Source organism: Pelagibacterium sp., from assembly GCF_035555455.1.
Classification (GTDB): Bacteria; Pseudomonadota; Alphaproteobacteria; order Rhizobiales; family Devosiaceae; genus Pelagibacterium.
This window is the reverse complement of record NZ_DATMGM010000046.1, coordinates 37,879-56,399: the sequence shown is the minus strand read 5'-3', so window position 1 is coordinate 56,399 and position 18,521 is coordinate 37,879. Positions and strand designations below refer to the sequence as shown.

General features: G+C 63.1%; 20 protein-coding genes and 1 tRNA gene. 14 read left to right on the top strand and 7 right to left on the bottom strand.

The window, feature by feature from the left end; genetic code table 11:
* Both VNS12_RS09550 and argH read right to left on the bottom strand, forming a co-directional pair.
* Window positions 1–412 (bottom strand): diaminopimelate decarboxylase family protein (locus tag VNS12_RS09550; protein WP_414693101.1); only part of this gene is annotated, 412 nt, incomplete at its 3' end.
* 470 nt (window positions 413–882) lie between these two features.
* Complete coding sequence (gene argH / locus VNS12_RS09545) at window positions 883–2,265, bottom strand: argininosuccinate lyase (protein WP_325487596.1); 1,383 nt, start codon at window positions 2,263–2,265, stop codon at window positions 883–885.
* Between the two features lie 35 nt (window positions 2,266–2,300).
* On the opposite strand from argH, the gene tlpA reads away from it, so the two are divergent.
* Window positions 2,301–2,954 carry a thiol:disulfide interchange protein TlpA gene (tlpA, locus tag VNS12_RS09540; RefSeq protein WP_325487595.1) on the top strand — a complete coding sequence of 218 codons (654 nt, stop codon included), beginning with the start codon at window positions 2,301–2,303 and terminating at the stop codon, window positions 2,952–2,954.
* A gap of 763 nt (window positions 2,955–3,717) precedes the next feature.
* Here the strand turns inward: tlpA and VNS12_RS09535 are convergent.
* The 3 genes from VNS12_RS09535 to VNS12_RS09525 are packed head-to-tail and all read right to left on the bottom strand — an operon-like array spanning window position 3,718 to window position 5,535.
* Window positions 3,718–4,311: a cob(I)yrinic acid a,c-diamide adenosyltransferase gene (locus VNS12_RS09535; RefSeq protein ID WP_325487594.1), complete on the bottom strand. Its 594-nt coding sequence runs from the start codon at window positions 4,309–4,311 to the stop codon at window positions 3,718–3,720.
* Between the two features lie 52 nt (window positions 4,312–4,363).
* A complete protein-coding gene (locus VNS12_RS09530; protein ID WP_325487593.1) occupies window positions 4,364–4,561 on the bottom strand; it encodes a twin transmembrane helix small protein in 198 nt (65 codons plus the stop codon).
* Window positions 4,562–4,617: 56 nt separating this feature from the next.
* Window positions 4,618–5,535, bottom strand: coding sequence for a LysR family transcriptional regulator (locus VNS12_RS09525; protein WP_325487592.1), 918 nt, complete (start codon window positions 5,533–5,535; stop codon window positions 4,618–4,620).
* Between the two features lie 134 nt (window positions 5,536–5,669).
* Between VNS12_RS09525 and VNS12_RS09520 the strand changes: the two genes are divergently transcribed.
* Entirely contained in the window at window positions 5,670–6,599 is a 930-nt protein-coding gene (locus tag VNS12_RS09520) for an NAD-dependent epimerase/dehydratase family protein (protein WP_325487591.1), read from the top strand.
* On the opposite strand, the gene gluQRS is transcribed toward VNS12_RS09520, so the two are convergent.
* The gene (gluQRS, locus tag VNS12_RS09515; RefSeq protein ID WP_325487590.1) at window positions 6,596–7,453 is read right to left on the bottom strand and encodes a tRNA glutamyl-Q(34) synthetase GluQRS; all 858 of its coding nucleotides are present in this window, start codon (window positions 7,451–7,453) and stop codon (window positions 6,596–6,598) included. The two genes, VNS12_RS09520 and gluQRS, sit on opposite strands and share 4 nt — an antisense overlap.
* Here gluQRS and VNS12_RS09510 point away from each other — a divergent pair.
* The 3 genes from VNS12_RS09510 to VNS12_RS09500 all read left to right on the top strand — a co-directional run bounded on the left by VNS12_RS09510 (window position 7,452) and on the right by VNS12_RS09500 (window position 9,571).
* A complete protein-coding gene (locus tag VNS12_RS09510; protein WP_325487589.1) occupies window positions 7,452–8,147 on the top strand; it encodes a DNA-3-methyladenine glycosylase family protein in 696 nt (231 codons plus the stop codon). The genes gluQRS and VNS12_RS09510 overlap by 2 nt on opposite strands.
* Window positions 8,148–8,170: 23 nt before the next feature.
* Window positions 8,171–8,842: an alpha/beta hydrolase gene (locus tag VNS12_RS09505; RefSeq protein ID WP_325487588.1), complete on the top strand. Its 672-nt coding sequence runs from the start codon at window positions 8,171–8,173 to the stop codon at window positions 8,840–8,842.
* A gap of 156 nt (window positions 8,843–8,998) precedes the next feature.
* Window positions 8,999–9,571, top strand: a complete 573-nt coding sequence (locus VNS12_RS09500) for an HNH endonuclease (RefSeq protein ID WP_325487587.1) — start codon at window positions 8,999–9,001, stop codon at window positions 9,569–9,571.
* On the opposite strand, the gene VNS12_RS09495 is transcribed toward VNS12_RS09500, so the two are convergent.
* A complete protein-coding gene (locus VNS12_RS09495) occupies window positions 9,568–10,080 on the bottom strand; it encodes a disulfide bond formation protein B (protein WP_325487586.1) in 513 nt (170 codons plus the stop codon). The two genes, VNS12_RS09500 and VNS12_RS09495, sit on opposite strands and share 4 nt — an antisense overlap.
* 196 nt (window positions 10,081–10,276) lie before the next feature.
* Here VNS12_RS09495 and VNS12_RS09490 point away from each other — a divergent pair.
* From VNS12_RS09490 to VNS12_RS09450, 9 genes are all read left to right on the top strand, one after another.
* Window positions 10,277–10,363: transfer RNA gene (locus VNS12_RS09490), tRNA-Leu, on the top strand.
* Window positions 10,364–10,887: 524 nt separating this feature from the next.
* Window positions 10,888–12,579, top strand: coding sequence for a gamma-glutamyltransferase (gene ggt, locus VNS12_RS09485; RefSeq protein ID WP_325487585.1), 1,692 nt, complete (start codon window positions 10,888–10,890; stop codon window positions 12,577–12,579).
* A 123-nt stretch (window positions 12,580–12,702) separates the two neighbouring features.
* Window positions 12,703–13,236, top strand: a complete 534-nt coding sequence (locus tag VNS12_RS09480; RefSeq protein ID WP_325487584.1) for a DUF6305 family protein — start codon at window positions 12,703–12,705, stop codon at window positions 13,234–13,236.
* A 27-nt stretch (window positions 13,237–13,263) separates the two neighbouring features.
* Window positions 13,264–14,409, top strand: coding sequence for a poly-gamma-glutamate synthase PgsB (gene pgsB, locus VNS12_RS09475; RefSeq protein WP_325487583.1), 1,146 nt, complete (start codon window positions 13,264–13,266; stop codon window positions 14,407–14,409).
* The gene (gene pgsC, locus VNS12_RS09470) at window positions 14,409–14,843 is read left to right on the top strand and encodes a poly-gamma-glutamate biosynthesis protein PgsC (RefSeq protein ID WP_325487582.1); all 435 of its coding nucleotides are present in this window, start codon (window positions 14,409–14,411) and stop codon (window positions 14,841–14,843) included. The genes pgsB and pgsC overlap by 1 nt, the downstream gene beginning before the upstream one ends.
* Entirely contained in the window at window positions 14,837–15,877 is a 1,041-nt protein-coding gene (pgsW, locus tag VNS12_RS09465) for a poly-gamma-glutamate system protein (protein WP_325487581.1), read from the top strand. Before pgsC ends, pgsW begins: the two co-directional genes overlap by 7 nt.
* Window positions 15,878–15,905: 28 nt before the next feature.
* Window positions 15,906–17,192 (top strand): GntT/GntP/DsdX family permease, encoded by a 1,287-nt coding sequence (locus VNS12_RS09460; RefSeq protein WP_325487580.1) that lies wholly within the window; start codon window positions 15,906–15,908, stop codon window positions 17,190–17,192.
* A 10-nt stretch (window positions 17,193–17,202) separates the two neighbouring features.
* Window positions 17,203–17,364 (top strand): hypothetical protein, encoded by a 162-nt coding sequence (locus VNS12_RS09455; RefSeq protein ID WP_325487579.1) that lies wholly within the window; start codon window positions 17,203–17,205, stop codon window positions 17,362–17,364.
* On the top strand, window positions 17,361–18,512 hold the full coding sequence (locus VNS12_RS09450; RefSeq protein WP_325487578.1) for a M14 family metallopeptidase: 1,152 nt from the start codon (window positions 17,361–17,363) through the stop codon (window positions 18,510–18,512). The genes VNS12_RS09455 and VNS12_RS09450 overlap by 4 nt, the downstream gene beginning before the upstream one ends.
* Window positions 18,513–18,521: the final 9 nt, after the last annotated feature.

The following is an 18,521-nucleotide window of genomic DNA, read 5'->3' as shown; positions in this document are numbered from 1 at the left end:
GCGCCACCCGGTCGAGCCGGTCCAGTTCCGGTTCGGATTCGACGTTAAAGCACAGGATGCCCGCCTTGAGCCCCTGCGCCAGCTCGTCTGCCGTCTTGCCCACCCCCGAAAAGATGATTTTTTCCGGCGCGATCCCGGCCCGCAGCGCCCGCTCCAGCTCGCCCCCCGACACCACATCCGCGCCGATCCCCTCGCGCGCCGCAATGGTCAGCATGGCCTGGTTGGAATTGGCCTTCATGGCATAGGCCAGCAGCGTGTCGATCCCGGCAAACGCCTCGCTCATCACCCTGATATGCCGGGTGAAGGTCGCCCGCGAATAGCAGTAGAACGGCGTGCCGATCTCTTCAGCCAGTTCGGCCAGCGCCACATCCTCGGCAAACATCTGCCCATCGCGATATTCAAAATGATGCACCATCACCCAGCGCCTTTAAGTCTTATGTTGTGTCCACGACAGCGACAGCCCGCCCATACGGTCCCCACTGCCGTCATCCCGGACTTGAGCCGGGCTCCAGTAACCGGCAGCCAACCGGCTCTTTCCCCACTCCGCCCAGATGCGGCCTCTTGCCCCGGTTCCGGAGAAATCCGCCACCTCATCCGGTGGAGCATTCCGGCCAGAATCGCAGGCCCTCATCAAAGAGCCCCCTTGCACCATTGAGCATACTGGTTCCCGGGTCTTCGCCCGGGATGACCCCGGTGAGCGTGGTCAGCCTCAGAGGGCTCCCCACCCACACCCGTCATCCCGGACCTGATCCGGGATCCAGTAACCGGCAGCGCCCCGGCTCTTTCCCGTCTGCAGGCCCCAAACTCCCCCGTCTCCCCTTGAGATAGAAGGGCCGGGGATGAGGGGGACTGAGACGGCAAAAAGCCCAGCCATGGGAGTGTTCACCCCCCCAGCCGCTCGCGCCAGCCCGCCACCTGCGCCCGCACATTCTGCGGCGCAGTGCCGCCAAAGCTCGTGCGCGATTTCACCGAATTGTCTACGCCCAGCACCTTGGAAACCTCCGAGGTGATCCGCTCGTCGATCGCCTTGAAATCCTCGATGGTCAGGCCTTCCAGCCCGCACCCCTTGGCTTCCGCCGCCGCCACCGCGCGCCCGGTAATGTGGTGCGCGTCGCGGAACGGCACATTGGCCGCCCGCACCAGCCAGTCGGCAAGGTCGGTTGCGGTCGAAAACCCCGCTCCCGCCGCCGCCGCCATCCGTTCGCGATTGACGGTGAGGTCGCCCATCATCCCGGTCATCGCCGCCAGCGCCAGCGAGAAATTGTCCAGCGCGTCGAAGGCGACTTCCTTGTCTTCCTGCATGTCTTTCGAATAGGCCAGCGGCAGCCCCTTCATCACGATCAGCAGCGATGAGAACGCGGCAAAAATCCGCCCCACCTTGGCGCGGATCAGCTCCGCTGCGTCGGGGTTGCGCTTTTGCGGCATGATCGACGAGCCGGTCGAAAACTTGTCCGACAGCCGCACGAAGGCAAACTGCGCCGAAGACCAGATCACCAGTTCCTCGCTCAGCCGCGACAGATGCATCGCCGCAATCGAGGCCGCCGCCAGCGTTTCGAGGATGAAATCGCGGTCCGACACCGCATCGAGCGAATTGGCCATGGGCCGGTCGAACCCGAGCGCTTCTGCCGTCATGGCCCGATCGATGGGAAAGCTGGTCCCGGCCAAGGCCGCCGCCCCCAGCGGGCTTTCATTGAGCCGTCGCCGCGCATCGAGCAGCCGCCCCTTGTCGCGTTCGAGCATTTCCACATAGGCCAGCATGTGATGGCCAAAGGTCACCGGCTGGGCGCTTTGCAAATGGGTAAAGCCCGGCATCACGGTGGCGGCTTCGGTCTCGGCCTTGTCCACCATCACCTTTTGCAGGGTTTCGACCTGGGCGGCGAGCATGTCGAGCGCGTCGCGCACATAGAGCCGGAAGTCGGTGGCCACCTGATCATTACGCGAGCGGGCGGTGTGCAGCCGTCCGGCGGGTTCCCCGATCAGTTCGCGCAGCCGGTTCTCCACATTCATGTGAATGTCTTCGAGCGCTCGCGAGAAGGTGAACGCGCCGCTCTCGATTTCCCCGCGCACGGTCTCTAGACCCGTGATGATGGCGTCCCGGTCGTCGCGCGTCAGAATGCCGGCTTTCTCCAGCATGGTCGCGTGGGCTATGGACCCTTCGATGTCTTGCCTGAACAGGCGCTTGTCGAAGCCGATCGAAGCGTTGATCTCTTCCATGATGGCGTCGGGCCCGGATGCGAACCGGCCGCCCCACATGCGATTGCTCATCGGCGCCTCTGAATGTGTTTTGCGAGTGGAGTGTTATGGATACGAATGAAAAAAAGCGCGGCTCGGCCCGCCCCGTGATGTTGGGAACCGGCCTCGTCGTAGCGGCGGTAGCTATAGCGGGGGGCGTTTGGCTTAGCAATGGCAGCACCGCAGGTGCGGCGACATGTGAAGCCCGTCCCGAGGTCGCCCAATTCATCGACGACGCCGCGCGCGGCGAGCTTGCGGCGCTGCTGCCGTCCAGCCAATGGCGCAATTATTCTGACCTCGCCTTCCAGGACGCCAATGGCGATCCGCTCACCCTCGCCGATTTTTCCGGCAAGACGCTTCTGGTCAATTTCTGGGCCACCTGGTGCGCGCCGTGCCGCGAGGAAATGCCCTATCTCGATGCGCTGGAAGCCAAATATGGCGGGGATGATTTCGAAGTCGTCGCCATCAGCCTCGACATGGGCACCGATGGCCCCACCGCTGCCGGCCTGTTCCTCGAAGAGATCGGCGCCGACAACCTCAAACTGTTCGCCGATCCGAGTTACAAGGTGTTCGAGCGCCTGCGCAACGACGCCGTAACGCTCGGCCTGCCCGCCACCGTGCTGGTCGATACGGGCGGATGCGAACTTGGCGTCCTGCAAGGCCCCGCCCACTGGGACACCCCCGACGGCCACCGCGTCATCGAAGCCGCCCTGTCCCTCTGACCGAAAGGTCCCCAGCCGCCGCCCCTCCCCCGACGCTGTCATCCCGGACTTGATCCGGGATCCAGTAACCGGCAGCACCCGAGAGGCACCCCCACGCCGCCTCTACCCCTTCTCCCCTTGAGGGAGACTTCGAGCCGCTAGCCGATCGTGCCAGTGGCACGATCGGAGGCGAGAAGGCCATGAGAGCTATGCTCGAATGGCTGGGGCGCAAAGCGAAAAGCCGGATGAGGGGTGCTCAGAGTCTCCCCCATCCCACCGTCGCTACTCACAATCCGCACCTCTGCCGTTTACTGGATCCCGGCTCGGAGGCCGGGATGACGATGGCAGACATGGCTTGGCATGAAGATAGAACCTAGACGCCGCTGGCGGTTCCGCCCCCTCCCAGATAGCCGCAGCCCCCCTCCCCCGACGCTGTCATCCCGGACCTGACCCGGGATCCAGTAACCGGCAGCACCCGAGAGGCCCCTCACGCCACCTCTACCCCTTCTCCCTTGAGGGAGAAGGTGGGTTTTCGCGACAGCGAAAAGCCCGATGAGGGGTGCTCTGAGTCTCCCCCAGCCCACCGTCCCCGCCGATCCTCTGCCCCCTCATCCGCCCCTTCGGGGCACCTTCTCCCCACACGGGAGAAGGGAAAAACAGCACGTCAGTCGCTTCCCCCGACGCTGTCATCCCGGACTTGATCCGGGATCCAGTAACCGGCAGCACCCGAGAGGCCCCTCCATGCCGCCTCTACCTCTACCCCTTCCTAGGAGACTTCGAGCCCCTACCCGTCCTTGCTGCTGCCGGTATTTTTCCCCGGCTCCCACAACACGTCCTCGCTGCCATTGGCATTCGCCACCCGGCCCAGCACGAACAGCAGGTCCGACAGCCGGTTGAGATAGCGCACAGTTTCCCCATTGAGCTCGGGCTCGGCCCGCCGCAGGGTCACGCAGATGCGCTCGGCGCGGCGGGTGATGGTACGCGCCAGATGCAGCGCTGCCGCCAGCGGGGTGCCGCCCGGCAGAACGAACGAGCGCAGCGGATCGAGCATGGCGTTGAAATGATCGATCTGCGCTTCGACCCAATCGACCTGCGCCGCTGTGGCCCGCAGCGCGGTATAAGGCCGGTCGGCATCCGGGCCGGGCGTTGCGAGGTCAGAACCCAGATCGAACAGATCATTCTGCACCCGCGCCAGCGTATGGTCGACGCGCGCCCGATCATGCGTGTGCAGCCGCGCCAGCCCGATCGCCGCATTGGCCTCTTCCACCGTGCCATAGGCCTCGACCCGCAGATCGTCCTTGGGCCGCCGCGGCCCGTCCACCAGCCCGGTGGTGCCGTCGTCCCCGGTGCGGGTGTAAATCTTGTTGATCTTGATCATGGCGCTGCGCTCCTTCCGTTTCCGCTCATCCGCCCGCCACCAGGCGGCCCTCTCAGCGCATCGGCCCGAACACGAACAGCGCCAGCATCATCAACGCGACGGCAACGAACTGCATGATCACGCGGGCCCGCATCAGCTTCTGGCTTGTGTTGGCCGATCCGCCCTTGAACATGGTATAAAGACCCAGTCCCAGGATCACCGTCACCGAGCCGATGGCGAGAAAGATCAGGATGTTGAGCAAGACTTCCATGACACCGCTTTCTTCTGTTTGGCCGCGCCCTTATACGACGCTTTCTCTCCCTGCGGTCATGCTCCATTTTGACGCTGGACGCCAGTGCGCCCCAGCCAATTGCCGATCATTTCTCCCAGCCGGTCATAGACCGCCCTGATCCGCCGCGCCGTGTACAATTGCCGATGGCTGGTCAGCCACACCTCCATGGGCGGGATCGCAAGCGGTAAGGGGATCGCCCGCATCCCCGGCGTGTCCCGGATAATGTTTTCCTGTGCAAAACCGATCCCCACTCCGGCCCGGATCATCTCCCACATCGCGCTCTGGCTGTCGCAGCGGATGGCGAAATCGTCGCGATGCAGCGTGACGCCCAGTTGCGCCGCCGCCACGATCAGCATGTCGGAGCGGTCGAACCCGATCAGATCATGCGCGCGCAGATCATCAACGGTTGCGGGCACCCCGCGCCGCGCGAGATAGGCTTCATGCGCACAGGCGACGACCGCGGTTTCGCCCAGCTTGCGCGCCACCAGATCGCTTTGCGTGGGCCGGAACATTCGCACGGCGATATCGGCCTCACGCAACAACAGGTTCTCCGGCGAATCGGTGGGGACCAGTTCCAGCGCGATCCGGGGAAATTCCGTCCGCAACTCGCGCAGCATGGGCGGCAACACCGCATGGGCAAACACCACACTGGCGGTAATCCGTACGCTGCCGTCCGGATGCGCCACCGCGCCCGCCGCCATCAGTTCGGCTTCGGCCAGCGCCAGCTCGGCGCGCTGCACCTTCTCATAGGCGCGCAGCCCCAACTCGGTCGGCACCAACCCGCTCACCGAACGCTCGAACAGTTTCGCCGCCAGTGCGGTTTCCAGCGCCTCGATATGCCGCCCGACCGTGGGCTGCGACAGACCCAGCGCGCGCCCGGCCCGCGACAGCGATCCGTGTTGAGCCACGGCGGCAAAACTGCGCCACAGCGCCCAGTCCGGCCCATCATTCATTTCTGAATACCTCTTAGGCAAAATTGGCCAATACCCATCTGAATGTGAATGGAAGAGACTGCCAACGTCAAGGGTGATTTTCCGCTCATCCTGATGCTGATCTCGTCACAACTCCAGTCATTTTGAGGCAAACGTTGTCCCCAACTTCGATCACAATTCTGGGTGTCACCGGTGGCCTCGGCCATGCTGCCGCCCTCGCTTTTCGCGACGCCGGATGGACGGTAAAGGGCTTTGCCCGCGCCGACCGCCATCCCATCCAAGGCATTGAATTTATTGTTGGAAACGCGGAGTCCACCGATGATTTGCGCCGCGCCGTCGAAGGTTCCGATGTGGTCCTCAACGCCCTCAACCTCCCCTATCACCAATGGGGCAATGGGGCCGCCGAGGCCCTGATGACCCGCGCCATCGCCGTAAGTCACGGAAAAACAATGCTTTTTCCGGGGAATATCTACAATTATTCCGCCACCGACCGGATCATCACCCCCGCCCTGCCCCAGCACCCGCAAACCTATCGCGGCACCATCCGTAAGGCCATGGAATTACAGCTGGAATCCGCTTCGCACGCCGGCCTGATGCGCGCCATTATCCTGCGCGCCGGCAATTTCTACGGCTCCCCGCTCGGCGGTGATTTCTTCGATCAGCTTATCCTGCGCGAGGCCCAAAAAGACAAAGTCTGCCTCAACCCAAAGCGCCGGATTCCCAACGCCTGGGCCTATCTCCCCGACTTCGCAAGCGCCTTTGTCACCCTTGCCGGTCAGCGCGAAACCTTTGATGCGTTTGAGACTTTTCATTTCCGAGGGCATCTCGCCACCGCCAACCAGACCTTCGCCGCCATCCAGAAGGCCGTGCCCCATCGCCGTCTCAAACAGACCAACTATCCCTGGGCGATGTTGCGCGCCATCGGCGTTTTCAGCCCACTTATCCGCGGTCTGGTCGAGATGCGCTATATTTGGGATCACGAACTCGGCCTGGCCGACCCGCGCCTCGACGCGATTTTGGGAGAAAATTTCGGCACACCCCATGAAAAGGCAATTTCGACGGTCGCACAGCGCAGTTTCGGCTAAAATCCCAGACGGTGCCGCACCGCCGCCGCGCTCCATCCGGCGGCCCGCAAATCGGCGACCCGTTCCGATCCGCGCGATTTGGCCAGCTTTTCCCCCTCCTCATCCCGGATCAACTGGTGATGGGTATAGATCGGGGCCGGCAGGCCGAGCAGCGCCTGCAGCAGAACGTGAATGTCAGTCGCGGGATAAAGGTCGAGCCCCCGCGTTACATGCGTAACACCCTGCGCCGCATCATCGACCACCACCGCCAGATGGTAACTCGCGGCAATGTCCTTACGGACAAGTACCACGTCCCCCCAGCGCTCCGGCTGGGCCGGGCGCGAGATCACCGGACAGCCGGGGTCCGGCATCGCCTCGCGGATCATCACTTCCCCCGCCAGCTCCAGCGCCCGACTCACATCCAGCCGCCACGCTACCCGGTGCCCTGCCGCCAGCTTTGCCCGGCGCTCGGCCTCTGAAAGCTTCCGGCACCGTCCCGCATAGAGCGGCGCGCCCGCCGGATCGACCTGTGCCAGCCCCTGCGCCCTGATCTCGCTGCGCGAGCAAAAGCACGGATAGAGCACCCCCATCTCGCGCAGGCGCTCCGCCCCCGCGTGATACTCTTCCAGATGGTCCGACTGCCGCCGGATGGGACGAGGATAGATCAGGCCAAGCCATTCGAGATCCTCAAGGATTCCCGCGGCAAATTCGGGTCGACAGCGGGTGGTGTCGATGTTTTCGATCCGCAGCAGTGCAACCCCGCCAAGGGCTCTTGCCCAATGGTCGGCATAGAGCGCCGAATAGGCGTTCCCCAGATGCAGCCTGCCATTCGGGCTTGGCGCGAAGCGAAAAATCGTTTGAGATGGAAGCGACATGACTCGCCCTCGTTCCTCACCTGCTGCCCCTAGCACGGCCCACGGCCTCGCTCCAGCCCGTCTCGACACCCCCGCCTCGCTCGCCGCCCATCTCGACGGCCTGGGCAAGCGCGACGCGCGGCTGGCGATAGCCATCGAGCGGGCGGGCGATATCGCGCTGCGCACCAGCCCCGGCGGCTTTGCCGGCATGGCCCGCATCATCTGCGGCCAGCAATTATCGGTCGCCAGCGCCCGCGCCATCTGGGGCCGCGTCGAGGCATTGGGGGCCACAACCCCCGCGGCGTATCTGGGGTTCGACGAAGCGCAATTGCGTCAGACCGGCCTGTCGCGCGGCAAGTTCGAAACCATTCGCGGCCTCGCCCTTGCCATCGCCGACGGTACGCTCGATTTCGCTGCCATCGAAAGGCTGGAAGCCAACGCAGCCATCGAAACTCTCATACAACTCAAGGGCATCGGTCCCTGGACCGCTGAGATCTATCTGCTGTTTTGCGCCGGCCACCCGGATATTTTCCCCTCCGGCGACCTCGCCCTGCAAAAGGCCGTCGCCCATGCTTTTGCCCTCCCCGACCGGCCCACCACCAAGCAGATGATCGCCCGCGCCGCCGATTGGTCGCCCCACCGGGGGGCCGCAGCGCTGATGTTCTGGCGCTACTTCTCGGCTATGAAGAACTCAGACAGCTGGGATGCACTCTAGCTTTACCCAACCATGGATACCCAATGACCACGACCACTCCCGTCAAACTCTCCGGCCCCATGCTCGCACCCGCTTCCGGCTCGGCAAAAAGCCTCGTCGTGCTGCTGCACGGCTATGGTTCGGATGGCCGCGATCTGATTTCGCTGGGCCAGTTCTGGCGCGACAGCTTCCCCGATACGATGTTCGTTGCGCCCAACGCCCCGCAGGTCTGCGGCGGCAATCCCTTTGGTTACGAGTGGTTTCCGCTCGATCTGGAACGCGACCGGGACCTGTCGAGACTGACCGGCGCCGAGATCGCTCACCCCGTGATCGCTGCCTTTCTCGCCGATCTATGGGCCCAGACCGACCTTGGTCCCGCCGATACGATCCTCTCGGGCTTTTCCCAGGGCGCGATGATGGCGCTCTATACCGGCCTGCGATTGCCCGAACCGCTTAAAGGCATTGTGAGCTTTTCCGGCCTCGTCATCTCCCCTGAAAAACTCGCCATAGAATGCGCGTCACGCCCGCCCGTCCTGCTGGTTCACGGCGATCTCGATGATGTCGTCCCGGTCGCGGGAAGCCAGGCCGCGCTGCCGGTTTTGACCGGTCTGGGCATCGACACGACGCTCCATATTTCCCCGGGAACCGGCCATTCCATCGCCCAGGACGGGCTCGACGCGGCCACCGCATTCCTGCGCACCCGGCTCAACCCATGACAACAAAGCGCGAGACGCAACAAAATTCTTCACAGCCCTGTCACAACAGGCATAGAATATAGCCAAGGAATCGCCGGAGCGCTTCCGGCATGCGGTGAGAGCGCACTTGAGTGTGGGAGCGCGACGGGGATGGTCATCCATACCCCGGAGGGTTCAGTGACAGTCCATGTGTCACCTCGAAATGTATCGCCGCAAGCCTGCCCCGCGCTCGTTCTGAACGCGGATTTCAGGCCGCTGAGCTATTATCCCTTGTCGTTGTGGAGCTGGCAGGACGCCATCAAGGCGGTCTGCCTCGAACGGGTTCACATCGTTTCAGAGTATGATCGGGTGGTCCGAAGTCCCAGCTTCGAAATGCGCCTGCCGAGCGTGATTTCGCTCAGGGACTATGTCCAGCCCGCCCGCTATCCCGCCTTCACCCGCTTCAATGTCTTCCTGCGCGACCGCTTCGAGTGCCAGTATTGCGGCACCCACCATGATCTCACCTTCGATCACGTCATTCCACGCTCACGCGGCGGCAAGACGACATGGGACAATGTGGTGGCCGCCTGCTCGCCCTGCAATCTGCGCAAGGCCAACCGCATGCCCCGCGACATCGGCATGATCCCGTTGCAAAAGCCCTATCGCCCCACCGTGTATGACCTGCACAACAACGGCCGCGCCTTCCCGCCCAACTATCTGCACGAAAGCTGGCTCGATTACCTCTATTGGGATATCGAACTGGAGCCTTAGCCGCGCCGCAGCGCGCGGATGCTCAGCACCAGCAGGACCGCCACCGCCGCCGAGATCAAAGCGTTGAACCCGGCGAGGGAAATACCGAACAATTCCCACTGGATAGCGTCGCACGGCACGATGCGCACGTCGCTCATGTCGGACAGCATATCGAGGCTGATCACGTCGTCGCCCATGCCCGAACAGCTTTGCGGCCCGGGCCAGAAGCGCCATTCGGCGCCCGCGTGATAGACGCCGACCATCGCCCCCCAGGCAAACAGCGCCGCAACGCCCGCCGCCAGCGCCCCGCGCATGGGAGCGGGCAATTTGTTCCACACGATCAGCCCCAGCGCCAGCAAGGGCAGGCCGATATAGTACGGCCAGCGTTGGGTGAGGCACAATTCGCACGGATACAGCCCACCGATGAACTGAAACGCCAGCGCCCCCAAAATGGCCAGCAGGCCAAGGACAAAGGCGGAGCCGGCAAAAAGGCGGCTGCGCGCTGCAGATGGGATAGTTTGCTGGCTCATGGCTGACGGATCACGTTCAGTTGTGGGTGACGGCAGGGATGCCCCAACCGCACCGGTATTTCAATCGTCATCACGCCGGATTTACGGCAGCCCCCAACCAGTTGTCGTCTTTGAACGAAAACCGGTCAGATCGATCAATTGGGCGATTGACGCCGCCCCCTGTTTGCCTATAGTCCGCCGCCATGATGATCCCGCTGCGGGCGTGGCGGAACTGGTAGACGCGCTAGACTCAAAATCTGGTTCTGGAAACAGAGTGTCGGTTCGATTCCGACCGCCCGCACCACCTCTCGATTTTCCCATGACACATCGCTCTGCAGCCAAGACGCTGCGAGCGCCAGGCCCTTCGAGCCCATCGATGGCCGGCGCGGCTGGCTTGTATGGGCCGGCCTGCGCGCGACAAAGAAAAACTTGCCGCACCAAAAGAAAAAACACGTCGTACATTCATAATTGCGCCGCTACCGTCGCAGGCGTACCGACAGAATGCGCCCCCCGATATCTCTTATGATCCAAAGCACGCCACGACTTTCCCCAAGAGACCGAACACGGCTAACGGCAAGAAACGCAAATACGTTTTCAGCTGTTTTACAAAACACAGATATTTATTTACAAAATATTTTCATATTTACCTAGAGCCCCCTGATTTCGACTAGCACCCCAGAAATGCAACACTATACACTGACCCCCGCAACTAAGGAGGGTTAGCGATCAATACGATTGTTCACCATGGAGGACCGTAACCTAAAGTAGCATACCAACTCAGTTAACGCCTGTCTTTCCTAAGCATGATCGTGAGGAGGAGTTATGACCATGCAATTTAGACGTTTCTTGGCTGTGAGCGCTGTTGCTCTATTCGCCGCAACTGCCTTTGCGCCCGCTGCCTTTGCGCAAAATGGCCGGCCGCTGGTTTTTGGCGAGAAAGGGATGGTCGTCGCCGCATCACCGACTGCTGCGCAGATTGGCCAGCAGGTATTGGCCACAGGCGGCAACGCGGTCGACTCCGTCGTCGCAACAGCCGCTGCGGTGGGCCTGCTTGAGCCAAACCTCTCCAGCCCCTTTGGCGTAGGTTATCTGCTTTACTATTCGCCGGAAATCGGCGAGGTGCGTGGTCTGGAATTCGGTGGCCGCGGGCCATCCGGGCTCGACCTCTCCCTGTACACCAGCAACGATATCCGTAACCGCGGCGCCCTGTCGATCGCGGTGCCTGGCAATATTGCCGGCTGGGTCACGGTGCTTGAAGAATACGGCACCATCAGCGTTGCCGATGCCTTCGCGCCCACGATCGCTCTGGCCGAAGACGGCTTCCCGCTGACGGCATCGATGGCCAACAGCATGAACTCGCTGGTCAACCAGGCCACTGACTCCGGCTACGAAGAGACGGTTACCTATTGGGGCAGGGCCGACGGGGAACCGTGGAAGGCCGGCGATATCTATCGCAATCAGGGCTATGCCGATACGCTGCGCGCCGTGGCTGAAGAAGGCCTTGGCGTTGTGTATGGCGGCCGCATCGGCGAGCAGATCGCCGATACCGTCCAGAAATATGGTGGCGTCCTCTCCATCGAGGATCTGGCCAATTTCGAGCCGGAATGGATGACCCCGGTCAGCACCGAATATCGTGGCTACACCGTCTATACCAGCGCCCCTCCGTCCTCCGGATTGCAGGTGCTTGAAACTCTCGAAATCCTTGAGGGCTTCGATGTCGGCGCGATGGAGCACAACTCGCCCGAATATCTCCACCTGTTCATGGAAGCGGTGAACCTGGCCGCCACCGACCGCGACGCCTATATCGGCGACCCGGACTTCGTGGACGTGCCGGTCGAATGGCTGCTCTCGGAAGAAAACACCGAGGCCCGCCGCGCCGCGCTCAACCTCGATGAAGCCACCGTTTCCTATCCCCCGTCCTATCAGGAAGGCACCACGCACTTTGCGGCCGCCGACCAGTGGGGCAACGTGGTGGCAATCACCAACACGCTTTCGGGCGGCTGGGGCTCGCGCATCACCGCTGGCGATTCGGGCATCATCATCAACAACGCCTATGCCTACGCCAACCACAATCCCGACCATCCGGGCGTGATCGGTCCGGATCGCCGGCAGGCCTGGTGCTTGTCGCCGATGATGATCTTTGATGCCAACAACGAGTTCTGGGCAAGCGTGGGAACACCGGGCGGTGAAACCATCCAGCAGACCCAGGCTCAGGTGGTCGTCAACCTGATCGACTTCCAGATGGACGCACAAACGGCGGTCGAGCGCCCCCGTTTCGCCCATACCTGGATGGGGCAGCCCAACTATGACTTCCCCGATTTCGGCGTGCTGTCCACATCGCTCGATGGCGGACTGCCTGATGAAGTCTATGCCGAACTCGAAGCCATGGGCCATCCGATCGAGCGCGCCGAACGCTACGGCTACACCGGCTCGAACGCGGTGATCCGGTTCGACTCCGAAACCGGTTGGTATTCGGGCGGTGCCGATCCGCGCCGTCTCCTCTACGCCGTCGGTCTCTAACCAAAGCCCGTCCGGGGCCGGGCTCTGCCAGCCCCGGACGTCTCCCCTTGAAAGCTCCGCTGCTCTTTGAACACCGGGCGCCGACCTTATGCGGCGTCTCGAACTGCGAAAGGAATACTCATCGTGCGCTTGCTGAAACTCTGTCTGTCGGTCATGGCCATGGTTGTGGCCAGCGTCAGCCCGATCCTCGCTCAGGAGGTCCTTGTCACGTCGTCGGGTCAGTCCCTCGATGCCTTTACCGCCCGCACCATGTTGACCCGCGCTGGCGTGGAAAGCGCCTATGATCCTCTGGCCGGCGTCGATCAGCTTGACGGCAAGCAGATCCTGATCGTCGCCGTTGGCGCCAGCATCAAGGGCTTTGGCGCTGCCGGCATCACCGCCGAGCACGAACTGGCCCGCACCCAGGAGTTGATCGACGCTGCCAAGGCCAACGGCATCCGCATCATCGGCGTCCATATCGGGGGCACCGAACGGCGCGGCGGGCAGTCCGAGCAATTCATCCAGTTGATTGCCGACAATGCCGATGCCTTCGTCGTCTCCCAGGCCGGCAATGAGGACGGCTATTTCACCACCGTCGCCGAGACGCGGGGCATTCCGGTCGAGATCATCGACATGCCCGCTCAGGTCGGCACAGCGCTGTCGGCACTGGTGGAATAATTTTTTCGAACTTGGGCGTCTGCCGATATGGTTTTTGACTATCTACCTCCAGCAGACGTCCTCACGGCAGTTTTCGTGGTCTATCTGGTGTGCCTTGGGGGGCTTGGCATCACAGCCTGGCTGCACAACAGAACCATCGCCCGCGTGCCGGTCCGGGTTCATGTTGGCGGCTCGCGCGGCAAGACAACGACGGCTCGCTATATCGGGGCCGCGCTGCGCGCCTCCGGGCGGCGGGTTCTGGTCAAGACCACGGGCACCCGCCCCCTTGTCATCCTGCCGGACGGGAGCGAAGTGGATTGGAAGCGGTGGGGCTCGCCCACCATCGCCGAAACCGTCCGGTTCTTCCGCCTCGCCAAAAGGCTCGAAGTGGATGCTGTAGTGCTCGAATCCATGGCCATCGAGCCTGAATATCTGTGGGCGTCAGAGACCTATCTGGTGCGCGCTACCCATGTGGCACTGACCAATGCCCGGCCCGACCACGCCGAAGTCTTGGGTCGGGATGCCGACGCGATGGCCCATGCGCTGGGGCTGCTGGTGCCGAGCGCCGGAACACTGTTTCTGACCGATGAAAGCGACCTGCCCCCGATCCGGGCGGCAGCCCAACGACAGGGAAGTCCGGTGATCGTCACCCCGACCGACAGCCTCGTTCCCGACGCCACCAACCGCAAGCTGGCGCTGGCCGTCTGTGAAAGCCTGGGGCTCGACGAGGACCGCGCCAGCGCGGGCTTCGAGATGGCCGGGCAGGATCCGGGCGGATTCTTTGCCCGCGACATCGTCGTCGAGGGCAAAAAGCTGCGCTTCCACAACGCCTTTGCCTGCAACGATGTGGATTCTCTAACCCTGCTCTGGGCCGAATATCCATCGGACGAGCCCGCAACCGTCCTGCTCAACGCGCGCGCCGACCGGCCCGAGCGTACCCGGCTTTTCCTTGATTTTCTTGGCGGCCTCTCGACGCCGGTGCAACTGGTCATGACCGGCGCCTGGCGCACGAGCTGGGTCAAGCGCGCCGGGTTCGATCTCCGCCAGGTTCAGGCGCTGAACGAAAACCGCCCCGACGTGGCGCTCGCCAAACTGGCGTCGGTCGCGCAGAACAACACCATCTGGGGCATCGGCAACTACGCCGATATCGGCCAAAGCCTCGCTGACCACATCCGCGCCAAAGAGGCCGCCTGATGCTGACGGTCACTCTCAGCCTGGGCATCGCCATCAGCGTCATCCTGCTCGCCATAACAGGCCTGAGCGCCGGCGGGCTTATTGCCCCTGGCTATCTCGCCCTGGTGCTCGATCAGCCCTCGACCCTGCTGGTTCTGGTCGCCATCACGCTCGTCACCTGGCTGGTGGTTCGCGGACTGTCGCGCTTTTTGTTTCTTTACGGCCCGCGACGCTTTGGGGTTGCCATTCTCACCGCCGTGCTGCTCAGTTCCGCTCTGGAACTGGCCCGGCCGACCTTCGGTCCCCTGGGGCTTGAATGGCGCAGCATCGGCTATATCGTGCCCGGCCTGATCGCCAACCAGTTCGATCGCCAGGGCATCCTGCCCACTGTGGTGATGCTGGCCATCGCCGCCCCCCTCGCGCGCATCCTTGCCATGGTGATCATCAGATGGTGAGGGGCAAGAGATCCATCGCGTCGCTCTGGTCCACCGGCTTCACGCTCGAACATCGCGTGAGCCTGCCGATGCTGGCGCTGGCGGCCGTGGTTTCGGTATCGGTCTGGCTCACGGCCGAAGCCTCGCTGGGCCAGTTCACCCATCCCGCCTCCGCGCAGATGCAATTGGCCTCGCGGATCATGCAGGCGGCAAGTCAGGTTGCCCGCGCCGAAAAGCGCGAACGCGGCCTGCTCCAGCCCATAGAGGTCGACCCCAATCAGACGGGTCTGATCGGCCCGGAATTTACTGACATCACCACCTCGCTGGGCGTGCTTGAAGCCAAACGCACGGCAACCAACCCCGATCTGGCCGCTGCGCTCACCGCACGCATCGCCGAGTTCGACCTGCCCGAAGACAGTGTGGTGGTCGCGCTTTTTTCCGGCTCGATGGTGGGGGCCAATGTGGCCGCGCTTGCCGCTACCCAGGCGCTGGGCCTGGAGACGGTGATCGTCAGTTCCTTGGGGGCCTCGATGTTCGGCGCCACCGATCCCGATTTCACCTGGCTCGACATCGAAGCGGCGCTCCGCGCGGGCGGGGCAACGACGGGCCGCTCCGATATTGCCCTCATTGGCGGCAATGGCGCGGTGGGCCGCGGGCTCTCCGAGGAAGGGCTTGCCGCGATCCGGGCCAGCATTGCCCGATCCGGCGTGCCGCTTCTCGAAGCCGAAACGCTTCCCGAATTGCTTGGCGAGCTCGAAGCGCGGATTGATGAACTCACAGGCAAGAAACCGGCGTTGTTCATCAATGCTGGAGGATCGGTTGCCGCCTTTGGCACCTGTCAGAACGCCAATCTCATTCCCGCCGGGCTGTCGCACACCCGGTTGCACTGCGCTGACGGAATGCCCGGCCTGATCGTTTCGATGTCGCAACGAGACGTGCCGGTCGTTCACCTGCTCAACATGCGGGGCTTGGCTGCAGATTGGGGGCTTCCCTACGATCCGATTCCATTCGACCTGCCTGGCAACAATGTTTTTGTCTATGGATCAGGTCATTGACTTCAAGGCACCTTAGGAGGAGGGCACTTTGTTACATCCGGGTATTGTTTTTGGGGTAGGCGTCGCGGTGCTGGCGCTCAGCACCTGGAAGGCACGCGTACCGCTGCCTTTGGGGCTGCTGATCTTCGCACTGGTGGTTGCGCTTCTCTCCGGCGTCGGCCTGCCGTTCCGCCATCTGGTGGAAGGGGGTTTTGGCTATATCAACCTCGTCCTGGCACTGTTTGCCGGTGCATTCTTCGGCCAGGCCATGCACAGCTCCGGAGCCACCGACAGTCTCGGATATAGCGTGGTGCGCGCGCTGGGCTACAACAGGTTCGCCGCGCTCGTGATCACCAGCGCCCTGCTCTATGTGAGCGGCATGTTCGTAGGCGTGGCGGGGGTCGCGGTGCTTGCCACCGGTGTCTTCGTTCCCCCCATCCTGCGGCGGGTCGGCCTGTCCGATACGCGCATCGCCGCTTTCATCGCCATTCTGGCAACGTGCGGGATGATCGCGCCGCCGGTGAACGTGCCGGCCATGGCCATCGCAGACGGGGTCAACATGCCCTATAGCGGGTTCGACCTGCCGCTTTATGTGGCTTCAGCCATTCCCGCCATCTTCACCGTCCTACTTTTTGCCTTCTGGCGGCCCGAAGCGCGGCCTGAAGCGATCGTTCCCCAACCGCGTTCGGGCGGAATGGCGACAGCGCTGATCGGGCTCTTCCTGACACTGGGTTTCTGGGCGATCCTGCGCCTCTTCCCCACCATGATCCCCGACCCGGCCGTGCCGCTGGTTCTGGTCATTGGCGGCCTCGTCGCCATCCCGCTGCTGGGTCGGGCCGGCTTCGGCGAAGTGGTCCGCGGCACCTTCGGGGGCACGCCGCTGGTGCTCGCCGCCGTACTGATCGCGGTCGGCGTCGCCGTGCAGATCATGACCCTGACCGGGGTTCGCGGCTGGCTGGTCATCACCTCAATGGAGCTGCCCCATACTGGCTTGTTCGTCGAGATGCTGGTGCTGCCCCTTTTCGGCAGCGTTTTGACCGCCATGGGGACGGCCAACGTCATCGGCGTTCCGTTCGCATTTTCACTCATCCATCAGGACATGATCATCAACGTCGCCGCGATCTCAGCCTTCGCGGCCTTGTCCGAGTTCATGCCGCCCACGGCGATCGCCACAGCGCTCGCCTGCTATGTGGTGGGCAATGTGAGCATGCTGCGCGTGCTCAGATATTGCCTGATACCGGCGCTTGCCATCGCGGTCACCGCCGCACTCATGCTGATCTTTGCCGACCAGCTCAGCGGCTGGATGACCAGCGGCAGCGTTACGTTCCAACACTAGGGAGGGGAAAATGCTTTTCGAAACAACGATGCTGTTCATCTACCGGTTCATCGCCCTCGCCGTCGCGGCCATGATGGTGTGGAATATGGTGCGCAACAAGGACTGGCAGCAGCAGGTCTTCTCGGTGATGATTTTTATTCCCTTTATTCTGCGGGCGGTGGGTGTGAAATGAGCGGCATCAAGGATTTCTTCTCATCGTCCCGCAACCGCGCCGTCCTGTGCGGGGTCGCGGCGGCGGCCATCACCGTGCCGGCGGCCTGGATTTTTCTCGGCATGCATCAGAGCGAGCCCATCGTCTCGGGACCTGGCGTGTCGCAACAAAGAATGCTCAGCGACTACACACCGGCCCTGGCCGGAACGGAAGCCGATAGCCCGGTGTATATCTTGGAAGGCGAGCAGCCGGGTAGCACGTTCCTGATCCTGGGCGGCACCCATCCGCAGGAGATTTCGGGGCTTCTGGGAGCCGTGTTGCTGATCGAGAACGCCCAGGTCGAACAAGGCCGGCTGATCATCATTCCGCAGTCGAACCGCAGCGGTTTCAACTATACCGAACCGCTCGAAGGTTTCCCCCACACCTTCACCATCGACATCGCCGATGGGGGCGAGCGGTGGTTCCGCAACGGCATGCGGCTGACCAATCCGGTCAACCAATGGCCCGACCCGGACCTTTATATCCACGCCCAGACCGCCGAGCGCATGGTGGGCTGGGAAGCGCGCAACCTCAACCGCAACTTCCCCGGTGATCCTGATGGCCGCTATACCGAGCGGCTGGCGGCGGCCATCATCGCGGTGGCCGAGGCCGAGGGGGCGGACATGGTGCTCGACATGCACGAGGCCTATCCCGAATACCCCATCATCAACATGCTGGTGTCCCACGAATCGGCCTTCGAGGTATCGACCCTGGCCATGCTTGGCCTGCAGATGCGCGGTATCCCCATGGACCTGATGCCCTCGCCGCCGCTCTTGCGTGGCCTCAGCCACCGCGAGTTCGGCGACCGCATGGCGACCATGTCGGTGCTTTCAGAAACCGCCAACCCGGCCATGGGCCGACTGCGCGGCCGCACCGACGAGGAACTGGTCGTTGGGGGTCAGGACGACAACTACGTCCGGGCCGCCCAATTGGGCCGCCTGTTCGTGCCGTTCACCGAAGCGGGCCACCCGCTTTCCGAGCGGACCGCACGTCAGGTCGCCACCGTCGAGGAGCTGATCCTTGCCTATAACGACGTCAATGCGGACGCCCCGATCGTCGTCAACGATATTCCCGCCTATGAGGCGATCATATCGGACGGCATTGGCGCGTTCCTGCTGCCCGCACAATAGGGGATAATC

Coding starts and splice junctions, on each gene's coding strand:
- ggt (WP_325487585.1), top strand. CDS start 10,888: ATGCAATTTAGACGTTTCTTGGCTGTGAGCGCTGTTGCTCTATTCGCC.
- VNS12_RS09535 (WP_325487594.1), bottom strand. CDS start 4,311: ATGATCAAGATCAACAAGATTTACACCCGCACCGGGGACGACGGCACC.
- VNS12_RS09450 (WP_325487578.1), top strand. CDS start 17,361: ATGAGCGGCATCAAGGATTTCTTCTCATCGTCCCGCAACCGCGCCGTC.
- VNS12_RS09510 (WP_325487589.1), top strand. CDS start 7,452: ATGACTCGCCCTCGTTCCTCACCTGCTGCCCCTAGCACGGCCCACGGC.
- argH (WP_325487596.1), bottom strand. CDS start 2,265: ATGAGCAATCGCATGTGGGGCGGCCGGTTCGCATCCGGGCCCGACGCC.
- VNS12_RS09505 (WP_325487588.1), top strand. CDS start 8,171: ATGACCACGACCACTCCCGTCAAACTCTCCGGCCCCATGCTCGCACCC.
- VNS12_RS09455 (WP_325487579.1), top strand. CDS start 17,203: ATGCTTTTCGAAACAACGATGCTGTTCATCTACCGGTTCATCGCCCTC.
- pgsC (WP_325487582.1), top strand. CDS start 14,409: ATGCTGACGGTCACTCTCAGCCTGGGCATCGCCATCAGCGTCATCCTG.
- VNS12_RS09530 (WP_325487593.1), bottom strand. CDS start 4,561: ATGGAAGTCTTGCTCAACATCCTGATCTTTCTCGCCATCGGCTCGGTG.
- gluQRS (WP_325487590.1), bottom strand. CDS start 7,453: ATGTCGCTTCCATCTCAAACGATTTTTCGCTTCGCGCCAAGCCCGAAT.
- pgsB (WP_325487583.1), top strand. CDS start 13,264: ATGGTTTTTGACTATCTACCTCCAGCAGACGTCCTCACGGCAGTTTTC.
- VNS12_RS09495 (WP_325487586.1), bottom strand. CDS start 10,080: ATGAGCCAGCAAACTATCCCATCTGCAGCGCGCAGCCGCCTTTTTGCC.
- tlpA (WP_325487595.1), top strand. CDS start 2,301: ATGGATACGAATGAAAAAAAGCGCGGCTCGGCCCGCCCCGTGATGTTG.
- pgsW (WP_325487581.1), top strand. CDS start 14,837: ATGGTGAGGGGCAAGAGATCCATCGCGTCGCTCTGGTCCACCGGCTTC.
- VNS12_RS09525 (WP_325487592.1), bottom strand. CDS start 5,535: ATGAATGATGGGCCGGACTGGGCGCTGTGGCGCAGTTTTGCCGCCGTG.